16 protein-coding genes and 2 pseudogenes are annotated in these 18,972 nt (G+C 38.5%); 8 read left to right on the plus strand and 10 right to left on the minus strand.

All coding sequences use genetic code 11. From position 1 onward, the window contains the following. The first annotated feature begins 158 nt into the window (after positions 1 to 158). On the plus strand, positions 159 to 890 hold the full coding sequence (locus ASC84_RS08100) for a sulfite exporter TauE/SafE family protein (RefSeq protein ID WP_056513472.1): 732 nt from the start codon (positions 159 to 161) through the stop codon (positions 888 to 890). Positions 891 to 1,034: 144 nt separating this feature from the next. Next, positions 1,035 to 1,379: a hypothetical protein gene (locus ASC84_RS08105; protein ID WP_056513475.1), complete on the plus strand. Its 345-nt coding sequence runs from the start codon at positions 1,035 to 1,037 to the stop codon at positions 1,377 to 1,379. Positions 1,380 to 1,682: 303 nt separating this feature from the next. Here ASC84_RS08105 and ASC84_RS08110 read toward each other — a convergent pair whose 3' ends face one another. The 5 genes from ASC84_RS08110 to ASC84_RS08130 all read right to left on the minus strand — a co-directional run bounded on the left by ASC84_RS08110 (position 1,683) and on the right by ASC84_RS08130 (position 7,306). Further along, a complete protein-coding gene (locus tag ASC84_RS08110) occupies positions 1,683 to 3,074 on the minus strand; it encodes a cytosine permease (RefSeq protein ID WP_056513478.1) in 1,392 nt (463 codons plus the stop codon). A 127-nt stretch (positions 3,075 to 3,201) separates the two neighbouring features. After that, positions 3,202 to 4,209, minus strand: coding sequence for a GTP-binding protein (locus ASC84_RS08115; protein WP_056513482.1), 1,008 nt, complete (start codon positions 4,207 to 4,209; stop codon positions 3,202 to 3,204). 45 nt (positions 4,210 to 4,254) lie between these two features. Then, positions 4,255 to 5,829, minus strand: coding sequence for an amidohydrolase (locus ASC84_RS08120; RefSeq protein ID WP_056513486.1), 1,575 nt, complete (start codon positions 5,827 to 5,829; stop codon positions 4,255 to 4,257). A gap of 365 nt (positions 5,830 to 6,194) precedes the next feature. Next, positions 6,195 to 6,776, minus strand: coding sequence for a 1-acyl-sn-glycerol-3-phosphate acyltransferase (locus ASC84_RS08125; RefSeq protein WP_004723641.1), 582 nt, complete (start codon positions 6,774 to 6,776; stop codon positions 6,195 to 6,197). Positions 6,777 to 6,952: 176 nt separating this feature from the next. Further along, positions 6,953 to 7,306 (minus strand): hypothetical protein, encoded by a 354-nt coding sequence (locus ASC84_RS08130; protein ID WP_056513489.1) that lies wholly within the window; start codon positions 7,304 to 7,306, stop codon positions 6,953 to 6,955. Between the two features lie 175 nt (positions 7,307 to 7,481). Here ASC84_RS08130 and ASC84_RS08135 point away from each other — a divergent pair, with 175 nt between their 5' ends. Beyond that, entirely contained in the window at positions 7,482 to 7,973 is a 492-nt protein-coding gene (locus tag ASC84_RS08135; RefSeq protein WP_056513491.1) for a copper resistance protein NlpE, read from the plus strand. Between the two features lie 75 nt (positions 7,974 to 8,048). On the opposite strand, the gene rhtC is transcribed toward ASC84_RS08135, so the two are convergent. Then, positions 8,049 to 8,669, minus strand: a complete 621-nt coding sequence (gene rhtC / locus ASC84_RS08140) for a threonine export protein RhtC (RefSeq protein ID WP_056513494.1) — start codon at positions 8,667 to 8,669, stop codon at positions 8,049 to 8,051. 253 nt (positions 8,670 to 8,922) lie between these two features. Here rhtC and ASC84_RS08145 point away from each other — a divergent pair. Beyond that, positions 8,923 to 9,422: pseudogene (locus ASC84_RS08145) on the plus strand (hypothetical protein). 46 nt (positions 9,423 to 9,468) lie between these two features. Here the strand turns inward: ASC84_RS08145 and ASC84_RS08150 are convergent. After that, positions 9,469 to 12,594, minus strand: coding sequence for a DNA translocase FtsK (locus tag ASC84_RS08150; protein WP_056513501.1), 3,126 nt, complete (start codon positions 12,592 to 12,594; stop codon positions 9,469 to 9,471). Positions 12,595 to 12,906: 312 nt separating this feature from the next. Between ASC84_RS08150 and trxB the strand changes: the two genes are divergently transcribed. From trxB to ASC84_RS08170, 4 genes are all read left to right on the plus strand, one after another. Further along, positions 12,907 to 13,860, plus strand: a complete 954-nt coding sequence (trxB, locus tag ASC84_RS08155; RefSeq protein WP_004723647.1) for a thioredoxin-disulfide reductase — start codon at positions 12,907 to 12,909, stop codon at positions 13,858 to 13,860. Positions 13,861 to 13,970: 110 nt separating this feature from the next. Beyond that, a complete protein-coding gene (locus tag ASC84_RS08160; RefSeq protein ID WP_056513504.1) occupies positions 13,971 to 15,521 on the plus strand; it encodes a class I SAM-dependent methyltransferase in 1,551 nt (516 codons plus the stop codon). 68 nt (positions 15,522 to 15,589) lie between these two features. Then, positions 15,590 to 16,321, plus strand: a complete 732-nt coding sequence (gene aat / locus ASC84_RS08165) for a leucyl/phenylalanyl-tRNA--protein transferase (RefSeq protein WP_056513508.1) — start codon at positions 15,590 to 15,592, stop codon at positions 16,319 to 16,321. Between the two features lie 23 nt (positions 16,322 to 16,344). Next, entirely contained in the window at positions 16,345 to 17,160 is an 816-nt protein-coding gene (locus ASC84_RS08170) for an arginyltransferase (RefSeq protein WP_004723650.1), read from the plus strand. Between the two features lie 38 nt (positions 17,161 to 17,198). Here the strand turns inward: ASC84_RS08170 and rimI are convergent, their stop codons facing one another. From rimI to ASC84_RS22245, 3 genes and pseudogenes are all read right to left on the minus strand, one after another. Further along, the gene (gene rimI, locus ASC84_RS08175; RefSeq protein ID WP_004723651.1) at positions 17,199 to 17,657 is read right to left on the minus strand and encodes a ribosomal protein S18-alanine N-acetyltransferase; all 459 of its coding nucleotides are present in this window, start codon (positions 17,655 to 17,657) and stop codon (positions 17,199 to 17,201) included. Positions 17,658 to 17,770: 113 nt separating this feature from the next. Further along, the gene (locus ASC84_RS08180) at positions 17,771 to 18,652 is read right to left on the minus strand and encodes a metal-dependent hydrolase (RefSeq protein WP_004817558.1); all 882 of its coding nucleotides are present in this window, start codon (positions 18,650 to 18,652) and stop codon (positions 17,771 to 17,773) included. A 221-nt stretch (positions 18,653 to 18,873) separates the two neighbouring features. Further along, a pseudogene (locus ASC84_RS22245) lies at positions 18,874 to 18,972 on the minus strand (elongation factor Tu); the annotation flags it as partial.

Here is an 18,972-nt window from a genome sequence, read left to right on the forward strand (position 1 = left end):
CTGATCGTTTTTAATGGTATAGATGTTAACGATACAGATATGCTTATCTCAATAAGTCATGATGGAAACTCACGATTTCTTTTAAAATCGGCTAATTCAACCAAGATTACTTATCTCGATGCTATGCTCAACCCTATTCAGTTTTGTTTAATTTAAAAATGACTTGGTTTATTTTTATTCTCGGTGCCATGATTGCAGGCTTTGTCCAAGGTTTAACTGGTTTTGCCTTTGCTTTAATTGCAATGTCTTTTTGGATTTGGGTATTACCACCACAGCTAGCAGCACCATTGGTGGTGTTTGCTTCTCTATGGAGTCATATCATTGCATTGGGAAAAGAACAAAAACATCAACTCCCGTTTTCCCTTGTTCTCCCTTATATCATTGCAGGATTGATCGGTGTACCTATCGGTACCTATCTTTTACACCTCATTGATGGAAATACCTTTAAGACCATCCTTGGATTATTTTTAGTGATTTGGTGCCCAACCATGTTCTTTGCCCCTGTGTTTCCTCGTATTCAAGCATTGGGTAAAATTGCAGATGGAAGCATTGGTTTTATTGGCGGTATTTTAGGTGGTCTAGGTGGTTTTTGTGGCGCAGCACCATCAGCTTGGGTCATGCTTAAAAATCTGCCTAAACAACAACAGCGTTATATTTTAAGACATTTTAATTTTGCGATTCAGTTGTTTACAATTATTATTTATCTATGCCAAGGAACCATCCACAAGGTCCATCTCCCCTATTTTGCACTGATCATTCTCACAGTGAGTATTCCAGCGCTGATTGGTGCACAAATGTTCTATAAAATATCAGAAAAACAATTTAAACAATTGGTGCTGAGTTTATTGTTTGCTTCAGGTTGCTTCTTACTACTGACATCATTGCTTTAGCAAAATAGAGAGAAAATTGAATAAATTTCGCTGGCTATTTATTCAGCATTTGGTTGCTAAAATGAAAACAATATCCGAGCGGCTCTATTTTTAATAACCGATTCATCCTACAATTCCGCCACTCATTTTTCTTAAATATCTGTGATGAAAAACTCATTTTTGTTAAGTGCCAGTATTCTCTTAACAGGATGTGTACTTGGCACATCTAGTGAAATTAAAACTGCGGAAAAACTGCTCAGCCAATTTCAATGTAATAATATTGAAACAGCAGAATTGGCCCATAGTTCAATTAATACTTATCACGAACGCTCACTTGCTGTGAGTAAAGAAAAAGCCACTGAGTACGTCGATCGCTATAAATCTGGAGATGAATTATTTAAAATTCCTCTCGATGAAGTGGTTCAACAACAATACGATATTTATAAGACAGCCTGTGAATCTCTCGGCGGTGTGCAACACTCAACAACAGGCAACGCTAAAAATAAATAAGCCGATTATTGCTGAATACTGCAAAACGTTTATGATCTTAAAAATATCGTGTTTTCAATGATTGTGTTTTAAAAACATAAGCGTAAATCATGATGAGCAGCGTTCATTTTTAAAATCGCCTAGACCCTCATCCTGTGCTGTTGAATTTTTAAATACAACCCGTGGTGCAATATAGCGGTCCCATCTCCAAATTTTATCTCATGATCAAAACAGCCTCAAAAGCAGCAAAAATATTGGCTTTAGAAAGTACAGTATGGGCAAAGTGATATGATTCCTGCCTCATCACAATTGCCATACCTTGATTTAATTTTTTGCCTTGTATGAATGGTCTTTGATACCAAAAATTTTGATCCCCATCAGATAAAAAATAGAGGTTAAAATTAGACCGACAACCCATGAAACATCTGCACCATCAAGTGCCTTGGCAATAGGACCTGTATACAAGTCTGTCGCAATAAAAGGCACTTGAACAATGACACCAAAAATATATGCAGAAACGGCCATGAGGTTAAATTTTCCATAGATTCCCCCATCTTGACGGAAAAACGAATCGACATCATATTCCCCATGACGAACCCAATAATAATCAACCAAATTCACAGCCGTCCAAGGGATAAGTACGTAGATGAGCAAGAAAATAAAATTAATAAATATGGGCAGAAAATTACTGGATGCTTTGATTCCAATCCACAGTGCAATAGCAATCAACAAAAATGAAATCACAATTCGCCCCTTAGCCAAGGGCATAAATGATGGAATAAATGTCTGGATAAAAGAAATTAAAGTCAGCACACCACAATACAAATTCATTGAATTGATCGCTGATATGGAAATGACCAAAATCAAAATAAACACGCTCCCCATCTCAGGTACATAAGCGATCATCCCAGCGATAACATCTCCACCTGGTGTCACCAATCCTATAGTTACCCCTAAACACATTGGAATGATGGTACCCAATCCACATCCCCAATATGTCGCCCAGAACGCTGCCTTAGCGCCTGTTTCTTTTGGCAGATGACGAGTAGCATCAGAGACATAGGGTGCATATGCAATCTGCCACAGTGCAGCAATCGAAAGCGTAGCGAGAAAACCTGTAGCTGAAAAAGAATTACGCGCGAAAAAGTCTGCAGGTAAACCTTGAATAAAAAACACCCATACATATGCTGCCAAAAAAGCCAAACCAGAGATCACAAAAGTTATTTTTGTAAATAGATGAATTAATCGATAACCAACAATTGTGCCGATCACTGCAACGACACAAGTAAATAATATGCCAGATGACTGACTGAATGAGGGAATAAGCAAATTCATGGCTTGTCCAGCCAGCGTCGCATTTGAAGCTAGGAAGCCGACATACATGATGACCACGATTCCAAGGATTGGAAGCGCACCATATGCACCAAACTGCCCTTTGGTTTGAATCATTTGAGGGACACCGAGATGCGGTCCTTGAGCGGCATGGAGTGCGGCAAAGATGCCACCAATAAGCGTCCCTAGAATAATACTTAAAATAGCAGAGACAAAAGATTGATGAAAAATGGTGACTGAAACTGATCCTGTCACAAACGTCAGTAGCATCAAATTTCCACCAAACCAAAGTGTGAATAGATCCCGAGCCTTACCGTATCGCGCATTTAATGGGATTTGCTGAATGGTATGTTGTTCAATCGAGTGAACATATTTGTCTTCCATGAGTGTCTCCTAATAGAGAAATCGTTAAAAAATTACGATCAACCAAATTGTTTTTTTAAGATGCAAATCCCCCTACGCCTAAATTGCGCAATTGAAAATGCTGAGGATTATGGGTGCAGGCGTTCTGCTATGTGGTCATTGGCTCAAGTACAATGGCATCAAACAATGCTTGGATCTGTTGATGAATTTCCCCTTCAAAAATGACCACTATTCTCGATCTGTGGTCATCATTAGGCCACGCATTTAGGTAAGATTCGGGAAATAGATAATGTTGAACACCGTGTAATATCACCGGTCGTAACGACTCTTTTACCTGAATCAACCCTTTGATTCGGAGCAAGTTCACGCCATAAAGTCGTGCCAGCTTCTGAAGAAAATGGGTCACACGTTCCCAAGACAAAGCTTGGTTAGCATATAAACACAAGGTAAAAATATTATGATGCGCTGCGTTATTGAAAGCGTTTTGAGGATTTGTCTGATGCATAAACCTTTGCGCATCAGGTAAATTACGTGTAACTGGATACTTTTCACGATCAAAAATGACTAAAGCAACAGCCGTCACATCCGCACCATCAATAATTTCAGCACTCGCATTCAGAGTACGGATACGCTTGGTAAATGTTGTAAAGGCATGCGACAAATCTGTTTTAGTTAAAATGATTTTATCTGCAACAGCGATTTGACGTAGTCTTTCAGTCCGCTGTTGCGGGGTATGTAAGGGCAATAGGGTATCAACCGTAGCAATCACGGTTTGCACACTAAATAAAGTCGCGACACTTTCATCTGCCAATAAAAGCTTAAGCAAGGGAATCGGGTCAGCCATACCTGTTGTTTCGACAATAACAAGGTCAAAAACAGGAATTTCCCCTGCCTCAGCACGAAAATAAAGAAGTTTAAGCGTTTCTGAAAGTTCTGTTTTCATGCTACAACAGACACAACCACTTTTTAGCAAAACAATGTCATCGTCAAGTCGACCTATCAATAAATGATCTAAGCCAACCTCACCTATTTCATTAATAATCACTGCCGTGTGCGCCATGCGATCATCGGCCAACAAACGATGCAGTAATGTTGTTTTACCACTCCCCAGAAAACCTGTCAGTAAGGTCACAGGAATACGTTTTATTCCGCTCATATATGTCTTCCCTTACGCACATAAACGATAATTTAACCCAGTAGATTAGTTAGCACGCTGAAACACATGCTGACCTTGTAATACTGTGGTGATGACTTGAGTCTTAGCAATTTCTTCAGGGCTTGATTCAAAAATATTGCGATCCAAAACAATAAAGGTTGCTTCCTTACCCACTTCTAAACTCCCAGTACGATGACTATGGCCAACAGCAATTGCGCCGTTCAACGTCATGATCCTGACTGCCACATCCAAAGGCACACTTTCATCTCCGTGCTGCAAAATACCTGCTAGTGCAGGAAAGAGATTTGGCGTAGGTGGCAAAAGCCAATCTGTACCAATCGTCATGGTTGCACCAGCATCATACAAAGTTCGAAAATCATAGGCTTTGCCAAGCGCTTGTTGATATTCTGGGATATGCCAAATCGCGGGGGACATTTCAGCAATAATGTCTAATTCTGCAAAACGGCTACGATCTTTTGCAGAAACATAATGGGCATGTGCAATGTCATGAAATTGCCCTGTTTTACGTTCAACATCGTTGGCATTTTCATAATTGTCTAAACCAATACGCACAGAACCATAACCCGTACAATGTGATTTAACGATCAAACCGTCTTTGGTCCATTCACGAATTTTTTCAGTGAGTTCATTAGAATCGAGAAGTAAATTGTAAGTAATAGGTTCATCTGAAATCGGATCTAAGGGGACATGGCTAAAGGTGGGTGCCATAGATGTACCATCTAGCATCACTTTGATTCCATTCACCATGACACGTTTTGATGCATATTGCGTTCGTTCTGCGATCACCCTTTCATCTTCTTCACGATCACTCAATGACATAATTTCTGCTTTCCAAGGAATATGACAAATCAAATCCAGTGTAAGCTCATCGTCATCATCCAAAGATTTAGCTGCTGTCAGGAATGATCTTGTTGCTGAAGCTTCCTGTGCCGAAGTAATACCATATTGATTACATATACTTGCCGCCATTTTAAGCGCGAACTTATTTTCCTCATCGGTCTCTGTGGGTGCGACCATATATAATTTCACCCATCCACCTTCACGCAAAATTCCAGTGGGTTCACCTGTTACAGGATCTTTTTCAATTTTTGCGCGGGTCGTACTCGGTGTATCACGGGTGATACCTGCAAGATGTAGTGCTTGGCTGTTCGCCATAACGTTATGAAATGAAAAATCATGAATCACAATAGGCACATTTGGAATGATTTGATCTAACCATTCTCGTGTCAGTAGCTCAGCAGTAAAAATCAATGGGTTATAGAGCCCGGCAAAAATCCATGTCCGTTTGGAGGCATATTTTTCCCAATATGCTTTGAGTTGCTGTGCCAATTCTTGCAAGGTTTGTGGATCATTTAATTGGCAAGAATATTCCAGTCTCAGAAGTGCCGCTTTTAAAAGGTGAGTATGTGCATCATGAATGCCGGGCATCACCAATTTCCCTTTTAAATCATATTTCTCAGCATCCTCTGCCAAACTCAGAATTTCATCCTGATCACCAATCGCTAAAATTTTACCGTCCTTTACCCACATGGCTTCTGCCCAAGGTTGGGATTGATTCACGGTATGAAATTTTGCATTGTAATAGACGCTATTATTCATCTTGTTATCCCTGTCTATGCCTAATAAATGTTGAATTTAACTTTTAGAATTATTTACGCGATTGCTTTAAGCTGTTTACAACTTAAAGCGAATTTCAACAATTTATTTATATACGTCATTTTAAAAAATTAAGTAATTTTTAAATAACGATGTAGATCTTTTGAATTATTAAAGTAGTGTTTTAATTGAGCTAAAAAATAGGTTATTTATAAAATAATATCTAAATGCGCAGATGGTGTATCAAGGGGACAACAGCAAATATTTAAGACCGACAAAATATGGGAATGAGCAAAATCACCCTTCCCATATAAAAATTAAATTCATTGTATTTGAGTTTGCAAAGATACTTGCAAAACAAACTCAGCTTATGGAATAAATCTAGTATCTATACTAAATAAATCTGGATGTTTCGGATTGATCTGAGCATAAAATTCCATGATTTCAGCCATGTCCTGTTCATAGTCCCCAGTCGGATAAACAATTTTACCAATCCCTGTTTTTTTGTTTTTATAATCCATATACGCCAGTGCAATAGGTACGCCAGCACTGGTGGCAACATGATAAAAACCTGTTTTCCACTGTTCTTGCTTTGCACGCGTACCCTCTGGCGTCACCAGCATCACCAATTTAGGATGGGTCTTAAACAGATCACTCATCAGCTGAACCATACTTGGGCGTTCCTCGCCATCCTGCTTGGGACGGCGATCAATCCCGATTCCACCCATAGCACGCACAAAAGGTCCAAAAGGCAATTTCATATAGCTGTCTTTAATGGTAATACGCACATGGACGCCCAAAGCTTTCAGCGCTAAACGTGCATAGAGTGCATCCCAATTACTGGTATGCGGCGCAGCAATCATGACACATTGGTCGATGTTTAAATCCCAATGGTTATCAATTTGCCATCCCATCCAGCCCAAACTTTGTTCAGCTAATTTTTCAAACACCCAGCACACCAAAATATAAAGAATTCGCGCTGGATTGTAACAACCAATAGATCAGATAAAAATCCACTTTGTATAGAAAACCAGCAATTAATATATAAATGTATAAAATTAATTCATTGTAAAACTTGTCAGTAAATATTCAGTTTTGATTAAATTCTGCAATGAATTTGCATATATCAATTTTTCGTTTGGTTAAAATAGTTAATCCAATGTAATTCACGACAATGATTATCAAAATGAATTTTTTGTGGCTGAATATTCGTATTTGACTGCTGGATGACCTGATATTCAATCCAGCTTTCTAGACAAGACTCCACTTCAAACAACTGATTGTCTTGTTCTATGGTTTGTTTCAATTGCGTGCCATCTGAAAATGTATAAATTTTGGTGGTCTGAGTGATCTCTATATCTTGCTCATAATTTTTTTCGCATTGCAAAATGACATTTTCAATTTTGATTTGATCATTGCTTTTTTGATTGTGGTTTTTTTCATTGTAAATACGAGCAACATATTCAGCCAAATGAGACATAGATTCGAATACTTAAAATAGCACACTAAGAGAACACCTATAATAGCCTAACTTTTTAACATCGAACTACATTACTCAGCAATTTCTTACATAATTCACATTTCATATCAGGGAGATAATTTATATTCTGGTTAAAATCATTCACATATAATTATTTATTCATTTGGGTTATGTTATGAAAAAAACACTCTTCGTCATGTCTATTTTAGCGCTGTCATTAAGCGCTTGTTCTAAACCGACTCATAATGCGTCAGAGGATATCAAAGCGACAGCACAAACACAGGCTGCTGCATCGCATGAAGCAGCAAGCCCAACGATTGATTCAGAACATAATACTCAAAATAGCTTGGATTGGGCTGGGGAATACAAAGGTTTACTTCCGTGTGCTGATTGCTCAGGAATCAAAACCAAACTCGTCCTAAAATCAGATCACACTTATGAACTGACTGAAGAATATGAAGGGGTTAAAGGTGAAGGCAAAGAATTTAAAACTCAAGGTCATTTCAGTTTTGATGAATCTGGATCGATTATCGGTCTAGATAAAAATGCAGATAACCGCAAATACTTTGTTGGCGAAAATATCTTAGAAGCACGTAGTTTTGCAACGGGTGAAAAGATTGGGGGTCCAAATGCTGAACTTTATCAATTAACCAAAGACGTGGAATAATTTAAAAATTATTTCCGAATAAGAGCATAAAAAACCTGCTTGAAGCAGGTTTTTTAAATTTGGGAGCATGCTTTTTTAGCGATGGCCAATCAAATATGCACCAAAGAGCGTGAAGATTCCACCTGAGATACCATCAATCCATCTTGAGGCATTTTGGTAAGCGGCTTTAAAGCTAGGTAATGAAAATACAAAGGCAACAAAGCTAAACCAGATCAGCGTTTCCACGGAAACAATTATAAATAATAATGAATGCACACCATCTAAATGTGGATTGGCTAAAAACACTGAAAATACACTACCGAAATAAATCACCGCTTTAGGATTTGATAAATTGGTTAAGAAACCTTTGAGAAAAAAACGTAGATTGTTTTGTGGTAACTCAAAATGATGCTGTGATAGATTCTCTTTCTTACTCAAAGCTGATCTAAGCATTTGGTAGCCTAACCAGCACAGATAAATCCCACCAACAACCAACATCACTTGCTTTAACCATGCCATTTTTTCAAAAATGATATTCAACCCCGCCAAAGCTAAAAAAGCCCAAAACATCACCCCTGCGGTAATCCCCAAAACCACAAAAATAGATTGCTTTCTTGAACGGCTAATTGCGGTTTGCGAGACCAGAAAGAAATCAGGGCCTGGCGTAATCAGGGCACAAAAATGAATAAAGATTAACGTACATAATGCGATCAACATGGACTAGATTCCGTTCAGCGAGACAGATTTATATTAGTGTGAAAATTCATGTTTTTCCATCGATATCTGTACTTCAATAAAATCCTTTAGGCTGAACTTCGATGAACATATACCACAAATAAAACATCAACCATCTTTTAAAAAGACGAATTTTAATTATTGGAGAAAATAATATTTTATCTTTATAATCAAAAATTAAAACGTGCTTAAAAAATAAATCATGCTTAATTCATAAAAAAATTCAACCTCACCCATTAAGCCCCCCCACATCATCCTGTGGAAGTGCAAAAGATCATCAGCATCAATAAATTTATGCTCTTGTGCTTTTTGACAATGGGTTTATATCAGATTTGGTGGATGTTTAAAGCGTGGTGCTTCTTTATGCAAAAAGACAAATTAGACATCATGCCGGCTTTTCGGGCAGTATTTTATATTTTTTTCCTTTACCCCTTGTTTAAAAAAATAAATAACTATGCCAAGCAACAAGGATATATAGAAAATTTCTCATCAGGCTGGATGTTTATAGGATTTATTGTTTTTTCAGTACTGATTAAACTGCCTGAACCTTATGATCTGATTACTGTATTGAATTTCATTTTTCTAATACCTGCATTTAAGGCTCTCAATTTTGCCAAACAACAATCCAATCAATTTGTGGTCATTGAACAAAAGAAATTTAGTAAAGCTCAAATGGTACTTATCGTGTTATTTTCTATTTTTTGGTGCTTATATTTACTCGGACTATTTCTATAGCCTAAACAGCTTGCAATGAGCCTAAGCTCATTGCAAGCTGTTTAAATTAGACCAAAATATCTCGCTTACCATTTGGTCCTTGTTCACTGACAATACCCTGCTCCTGCATTTGATCAACAATACGGGCAGCACGGTTATAACCTAAGCTAAACTTACGTTGCAGTGAAGATACAGACACCTTACGTGTTTCTAAGACAAATGAAACACATTGGTCATAGAGTGCATCACGGTTCGGATCGCCATCACCATCTTCGAAACCACGTGTGGTCGGTTCTTCGTCAAACGGCGTGAGAATTTCATCAACATAATTCGGTTCACCGCGTTCACGCCATGCGTCACAAATACGGTTGACTTCATCATCGGAAATAAATGCACCATGTACACGCTCAGGATCAATTTTACCTGGACCGAGGAATAACATATCACCATGGCCCAAGAGATCCTCTGCACCACCACCATCTAGAATAGTACGCGAGTCAATTTTACTGTTTACACGTAATGCCACACGGGTTGGAATATTGGCTTTAATCAAACCAGTAATGACATCTACCGATGGACGTTGTGTTGCTAACAGTAAATGAATTCCTGCTGCACGAGATTTTTGTGCCAGACGAGTAATCATTTCTTCTGCTTTTTTACCCACTTGCATGATCATATCGGCAAATTCATCGGCAACAATCACAATCGAAGGCAATGGTTGCAAACGTGGTGCTCTGTCTTGTGTTGCAGAATCACTTGGTTTCCAAGTTGGATCAATCAGATCCTCACCATTTGCAATGGCTTCTTCCACTTTACGGTTATAGTCGGCTAATTTACGGATCTTTAAAAAAGACATCAGCTTATAACGACGTTCCATTTCATTGACACACCAATTCAATGCACTAACAGCATCTTTCATGTCAGTCACAACAGGTGTCAATAAATGAGGAATATCATTGTAGTTCGCTAATTCCAATTGTTTTGGATCGATCAGAATCAAACGCAATTGATCAGGTGTATATTTCAACAACATCGACAGGATCATTGAGTTTACAGCAACTGATTTACCTGAACCTGTTGTCCCCGCAACCAGCATATGCGGCGCTTTACCTAAGTCAGTGATCACAGGATTACCAGAAATATCCTTACCCATTGCCATTGAAAGCAAACCATTTGGATCTTTAAAAACGGGAGTTTCTAACAATTCAATCAGGCGTACCATTTCACGACTGCTATTCGGCACTTCAATCCCGATATAAGGTTTTCCAGGAATCACTTCAACCACACGTACAGATGCCATTGACATAGAACGCGCCAAATCTCGGGAAATATTGGTCACTTTCGAGGCTTTTACCCCAGGTGCCAAATCTAACTCAAAACGTGTAACCACTGGCCCAGGTTGGGCTTCGATCACTTTAGCTTTGACATTAAACTCTTGAAGTTTAATTTCTAACAGTTCAGACAAACGTGACAGTTGTTCTGCAGTAAAGTTGACTTTTTTATTTGGATCGACTTTATCCAACAGTTCATAACCTGGCAATGTTGGTAAGTCTCGACGCTTATTTGCAACTTGCATTGCACGTGACATCGGACGACCAAATGCATCTGTTAATGGTGCATCTAAGTCGAAATCATCTTCAAGTTCTGCAAACTCACTTTGCAATTCGTCTTGAGGTTTACCCGCAGTTTCTTGCCAAGCATCTCTAAATGCATCTTTATCTGCAGCAATTAGAGACTTTTCTTCTTCACTGACCAAGGTTGATGCATTTAAATTGGTTTGAATATTGGCACGGGTAAATGGCGTAGATTGAGCATAATTACTGGTTGTGCGAACATCTGCAGATTGCTGATTTTGTTGGTACGCAGCTGGACTTTCAATAAGCTCTTCATCTGCAAGCGATGCAAGCTCATCTAATTCATTGGCTAAATTTTGTATTGCCACGCCTGAAGTTGTCGCTGCTGCGACACCACTCGCAGCGCTTTGCCCACCACGAACAGCAGTATCTACATAATAAGCAGCTTCAGCTTGAGTCTGCGCTGTAGTGGTATTAAATGGGCTATGGATATCTGTGGCAGTTTGTCCATTTGGTACAACTGACAACAGTTCATCAAACACTTGGTCATCATCCCAATCAAGCGAAGATTTTTTATTGATCTGCACATGATCAACATCATGTTGATGCGCGCGTGGCAAATGATCTGCATATTTATCTTCTGTTTGATCTTCTGACGCTTTGATCAAGGCATCAATATCACGATTATGGTCTTGATCTTGATGTAAGGCCTTCCATACTTCACCAGATGAAACAGTACGTTGACTGTCTTGTTCTAGACGATGTGCTTTTTCTAAAGTCCGCTCTAATTCCAAATCATCAATATCGTCTTGATCAAATTGAACATGATGTTGAGTTTTATTTTCTTGCTCAATCATGTCATCAAATAAGCGTTCTGCAGTTTGATTGTGTTTGCTATTTTTAACAATCAAATGCTCTTTTGCTGGTGCCTGATCATCAGCTTCGACGAATTCAGCTTGAGCTGTTATTGGTTCAGCTTTATGCGTATGCGCATGGTTTTTATTTTTCTGCGGTGAGGTCAAATCAAAAGCAGATTCACTTTCAGGAACATTTTTATAAAACAAATCTTGTAAATAAGCAGGCGTGGCTTTTAGTGTTGCCCACGTTCTATTCCATTGAATACCAAATGCTAAGGTAAATAGAATAACGAGCAAGAGCAAAATAAATACAACTGCCCCATAAATACTCATCAGTTGAGATAGGCTTTCACCAAGTTCATAACCAATGATTCCACCAGAAGCATTGGCTAATGTGTCTGCTGGTACATTCCAAAGCAAATACAATAGACTTGAGGTCGCAAGCAAAATAAAAAATTGAGCAGCGTAACGAAACGGACGACTCACAAAACTTCGTGGCCACCACACTTGCACTGCTTCTATAAAAATAAATACAGGAATGAGTAAACTTGCCCAACCTAAAAAACCAAACAACAAATCAGCAATCCAAGCACCCGCTACACCACTGGCATTTGAAACCTGTTGTGTATCACTCGAAATATGCATCCAGCCTGGATCAAATGGGGTATATGTCACTGTTGCAAGGAACAGATATATCCCAAATGAAATCAAGAATATTGTTGTTAAAAAGCGCTGTGCATAAACATTTGACACCGCAGTCATATACTATCCTGTAACCAATTGTTCAAATTACTCTTTTCTGAAGCTTGATCAGCTTTCTTGAGAGAAGAAATTTTTATATTATGCACCTGTTCTTAAAAAAAAGATGCACTATTATTTACTTGTGTTGTAAAGCATTGTTAGAAATTTAAGCTTTTATTTCGATAAAAATGCCAAACAATATTATTTGATTATTCTATATAGCTCAATTCGATTTAGATGATCAATATTATCGACATTGAAGCCACACAACTTTGATAAAGTTTCACGTATAATTCAAACAATTTCTATATTTTTCATAAAAAAGGATGACTCATGAGCGCTCGTCACTCTCGGTTAATTATTTTAGGTTCTGGCCCTGCTGGTTATAGTGCTGCTGTTTACGCAGCGCGTGCAAATTTAAAACCAACCTTAATTGCAGGTATGCAACTCGGCGGTCAATTAACCACCACGACTGATGTTGAGAACTGGCCTGGCGATGCTGAAGGTTTAACAGGTCCAGCGTTAATGGATCGTATGCAAGCGCATGCTGAACGTTTTGGTACTGAGATTTTATACGATCATATCAATGAAGTTGATCTTCAGGTACGCCCTTTCGTGCTTAAAGGCGATATGGACGAGTACACCTGTGATGCGTTAATTATTGCAACAGGTGCAACAGCACAATATTTAGGGCTTGAGTCTGAACAGGCTTATATGGGTCAAGGTGTAAGTGCTTGCGCAACTTGTGATGGTTTCTTCTATAAAAACCAAAAAGTGATGGTTGTGGGTGGTGGTAACACTGCTGTTGAAGAAGCACTATATCTTTCCAATATCGCTTCACACGTTACCCTTGTTCACCGTCGTGACAAATTACGTTCGGAAAAAATCCTTCAAGACCATCTCAACGAAAAAGTTAAAGAAGGTAAAATTTCGATCATCTGGAACCATCAAGTTGATGAAGTTTTAGGTGATAGTAATTCTGGTGTGACCTCTGTACGTATTAAGTCTACCCAAGATGATTCAACTCAAGACGTTGACGTATCAGGTATGTTTGTGGCAATTGGCCACAAACCAAATACGGCAATGTTTGAAAATCAACTTGAACTGCGCAATGGCTATATTCAAGTACGCAGCGGTACTGCGGGCAATGCCACAGCAACATCTGTAGCGGGTGTATTTGCTGCGGGTGATGTTGCTGATGATGTTTATCGTCAAGCAATCACATCTGCAGGTTCAGGCTGTATGGCTGCACTTGACGCTGACCGCTATTTAGATGGCTTAGAATAATTGATTTATTTTGTGTAAAAACAAACCGCCTACATGGCGGTTTGTTTATTTTTGATTTATAAATAAACAAGAGCAATGACTTTAAACGAATACAAATTATAGGAAAAAACATGACAACAGCGTGGACCGATGGCTACCAGACAGAAGTAAATTACACCTATGGTTACTATAGAGACTTAAGCCCGAATTACCAAAAGTTTTGCTTATTACTCAATGGGGTTGATTGCCCGCCCACCAATGAACGTCACAAACATTGTGAACTCGGTTTTGGTCAAGGTGTCAGTCTAAATATTCATGCTGCATCCAGTTTTGGTTTATTTTTTGGTACAGACTTTAACCCTGCTCATGCTGCCCATGCCAATGTCTTGGCTGAACAAAATCAAGTTCCGCATCACTTCTATGATGCAAGTTTTGAAGAGTTACTCAACACAGACTTACCGATGTTTGACTCGATTAGTTTACATGGAATCTGGAGTTGGATTAGCCACGAAAACCAACATATAATTTTGCAATTTATCCGAAAATTTTTAAGTCCCAATGGGATTGTCTATATCAGCTATAACTGCCTGACCGGTTGGGCTGCCAATATGCCAGTCCGCGAGTTATTTCACAGTCATTTTAAATTTAATAGCATCAGTACCAACCCGCTACAAAAAGTAAATGATTCACTTAACTTTAGTGAAGAGCTATTAGCGCAAAATCCCCTCTTTGCTCAGAGAAATCCAAATGCACTCAACAAAGTGCAAGATTTAAAAAAACAAAATCCAAACTATTTGATCCACGAATACTTAAATCAAGATTGGCAGTGTTTTTCTTTTCAACAAGTCGTGCGAATTTTAGAAGAAATTAAACTGACTTATGCGGGTTCAACAGATTTAAATTCACATCTAGATAACATTAATTTTAGTGAACAACATCAGCAATTTTTAAACACCATTGAACATCCTGTTTTTAAAGAGCAATGCCGTGATTATTTTGCCAATACACAATTTAGAAAAGATTTATATATCCGCGGAAAAAACACCTTAACTGCATTAGAAATTCAGCATCGCTTGAGAAATACAGCCTTTGTCTTATTAACGGCACCAGAAAAATTACCAAAAACAATTTCAGGATACTTAGGTGAGTTCGATTTAATCCAAGAGATTTATCAACCACTCGGTGCTTATTTTAAACAATGTGACTATAAGCCACAGACGATTGCAGAGCTTGAACAGGCCATCCCTGATATTACCTATTCTAAGCTGCTCAATGCCTTGGTGATTTTATGTCACTTAGGTTTGGCACAACCTTGTCAGGCGGCTTCAAATCCAGATATGGTTGAACATGCTCAGAAATTAAATCGTTATTTCCTTGAGCAAGCCAGCTATCATACCAATTATCAAGTCTTGGCCTGTCCACTCACAGGGATTGGTATTCCAGCCGATCAGTTTACCCAACTCTTCTACCGCGCTCACTTTATCGATGGGCTAGAGTCTGCCGCAGAATTTGCACAATATGTTTGGGATGTGCTGACTCAATTAGGCTGGCTGGTATTGGACCAACAAGGCAATACCGTTTCGGATCCAAAAACAAGCCTTGAAGTCATTCAAGAGAAAGCCCAATTCTTTCTAGATAGTGACAAACTCAAAATTGCAAAACATTTGAAACTTTTTGCATAGGGTCTGTTTAGACATTTAATCACATGATCAGCTAAGATAAAGCTGATCTTTTTTATTGATGAATTCTCGTGAATCAACTCTCCCCTTCACAATTTATTTTTCCAGATCCAATAGAAGCTGATCCAGATGAACAAGGCTTGATTTGTATAGGTGCAGACTTAGCACCTTCTACATTATATGAAGCTTATACGCATGGCTTATTTCCATGGTTTTCCGAAGGTGAGCCAATTTGTTGGTGGTGTCCAGAACCCCGCTGCATCATTCGCCCTAAGGATTATCATCCAAGTAAATCACTACTGCGAAATATGAAAAAGTTTGATTATAAAATTACCATCAATCATGCTTTTGAACAGGTCATTCGTTCTTGTTCGCTCCCACGTAGCTATGCGGATGAAACGTGGATTTCTGAGGAGATTATTCACGGTTATTGCCAACTATTTGAAGCTGGTTATGCCTATAGTGTTGAAGTCTGGGATCAAGATAAAATTGTAGGTGGGCTGTATGGTGTGACGATTGGCCATGGTTGTTTTGGTGAGTCGATGTTTAGCACTCAAACCGATGTTTCCAAAATGGCTTTTTACACACTGATGTTATTGGGCCGAGAAAATAATTTACCGTGGATTGACTGTCAGTTGGTCAATGATCACTTACTCAGCCTTGGTGCTTGTACACTTTCTCGCCATGAATACCTTAAATCGTTACAAGATGTAATAAAACAACCCTCTATAGATTGGAAAAGTTATCAAGAGCGTGTATTTTCAAGTAAAACAATAGCGATTTTATCGCGCTTAATGGAATGAAAATAAAAGGAGGGACATGATTTATGAATTCTTATCATCCTAAGTCCCTATTAAACGACTTACAGTACTATATTACGCCACCGCATGATTGCAGTTATCTAGAAAATAAATCTGCACGTATGGTGTTTCTCGACCCTGTACATCGTATTGATGTTGTCACACTTTCCGAATTATCGCGTGTAGGTTTTAGACGCAGTGGTGATTTTGTTTATCGCCCTGAATGTCATCTTTGCCGCCAATGCTTATCTTGTCGGGTGCCAGTGACTGAATTTAAAATGAGCAGTGCTCAGAAAAAAGCCTGGAAACGCAATCAAGATTTAACCGTTAAAATTATTTCGACCCAAGAGGCCACACAAACGCATTATCATCTGTACGAGCGTTATATTATTGAAAGACACGCCGATGGTGATATGTTCCCACCCAGTTATGACCAATTTGAAAAATTCCTGATTCACAGTTGTACCAACAGCTTTTTCCTTGAACTGTGGAAAGATGATCGTTTAATTAGTGTCTCTACCTGTGATCAATTGGATGATGGCGTTTCTGCGGTATATACCTTCTTTGATCCAAATGAAAGTAAGCGTTCACTGGGGGTTTTTGCGATTCTCAAACAAATTGAATATGTAAAATCGTTGAATCTAGATTTTGTTTACCTCGGGTATTGGGTTCCACATGCCGAGAAAATGAATTACAAATCTCAATATGCACCATTTGAATTATTATTAGATGGACAATGGCGACGGATCAATCGTCATTTGGAAGCCAAAGAAATTCAAGAGTTGGGCGATATGTTGATGACCACCCTGCCCTCAGAATGGAATGAACCGATTATCAAATAATCGGCTTTCGCTGTTCGCATTCTCAATATTGCTTAGGCTTATTTAAATAATTTTGAAAAATCATCACTACAGGCTTTGACCATAATAATTGCATGTTCACGGCCGCCCTGTTGATTCGGATAATAATTTTTTCTTAAATCAATTTGATGAAAGTTGGCTTTTTCATACAGCGCAATCGCAGCTTTATTTGACTCACGCACTTCAAGAAAGATTTGTACTGGATTATTTTTTAATAATGCAATCGACTCATCTAACAGTTGATAGCCTAATCCTTTACCCTGCTGGCTCGGATGAATCGCCATAAGTAATAAATTGGCTTCATCTAAAACAGGTTGCAGAATACAAAAGCCCACCACTTGATGGTCTTGCTCAATCACCGTACTTAGATAACTTGTTATAGACTCTTCAAATTGACTTTTTTTCCAAGGATGACTTTGTACCAAGTCTTCAATTTGAGAAACAGCGTGCAGATCTGAAGATTGCATTAAACGAATCATCTGCGTTCATCAACTCAATATAAAAAATGAATTATAAGAAATTAAACCAATAAGTCTAATAAAAAAGAGCAACAATTGTTGCTCCTTAATCAAAATGCTGCCTTTAAAACGCGTTACAGACCCAGTTTCGCTTTCCATGTCTCAAGCAAACTCACTGTATCGAGATCATTTGGATGAAAACCTGGCTTAAAGTATGCCAACATTTCTTTGGTCATTCCTGTGATAATGCCTTTAGATGGGCTATAAGCATATTTATAAATAATACCGAGCTCTTTTAGGTTGAGCTTGCCATCTTCTTTTAATAAACGCACCACAAAAGATGATTGCGCCATAAAGATGAGTACCATTGCAAAAACTAAAGCCGTGGTACGTAAGCCATAAGCCTTGATACCTTTACCAAACACCGCTTCATAAACATCATAAGCCACTGCTTTATGTTCATTTTCTTCCACAGCATGCCAATACCACATATACGACATGGTTGGATCAGTCATTAACTTTTGGATATGTCCATTGACCAGCAGTTGCGAAGCAATTGTTGCAGTAAAATGCTCTAATGCAGTAGTCGCGGTTAAATCCACCATTTCTTGAGTCATACCAAAAGGCTTGACTACACGTGCAAACCATTTACGTGCGCCTTGAATTAACACACCTGTTTCACGCTCGTATTTCTCAACATCATGACCAAACTTTTTTGCTGAAGCATTAAAGTTTTCATGCTCTTTGGTGTGCATAGCTTCTTGACCGATGAAAGCACTAATCTCTTTTTGTAATGCTTCATTGTCCTTGATCGCAGGGTGATAACGTACCGCACGCACAGAATCGATAAAAAGTTTTTCACCATCTGGGAACAATGCTGACAATGCAGTCATGAAATGTGTAATACCCGCTGAACCACTTGCCCAATATTCAGGTACATCGTCAAAATTAAAATCCATACGACGTACAGGGAAAGATGCACCAGCACGGTTTGAAATATTCACTTTTGCATTCATTGCGATTCCTCCTATTAAGTGAGTTTCACTTAAATTCTTTATGTTTGTTTTTCTCTTTCTTTATATTACGTTTTTATGAAAGTTTAATAATTGCAGATTAGGTCACACAAATATCAGTTAAGGACAGCTTTTGATAGGTATTGTCTAACAATTTATAGGTGGTTTATTTTACCCATAAAAAAAAGCGCCCCAAAGGAGCGCTCTTTTTACACAATCAGCGATTATGCAGTTACTTTAGCAACTACACCAGCACCAACTGTACGACCACCTTCACGGATCGCAAAACGTAGACCTGGGTCCATTGCGATTGGGTGAATTAG

Source organism: Acinetobacter sp. Root1280 (assembly GCF_001425285.1).
In the GTDB taxonomy this organism is placed as follows: Bacteria; Pseudomonadota; Gammaproteobacteria; order Pseudomonadales; family Moraxellaceae; genus Acinetobacter; species Acinetobacter guillouiae.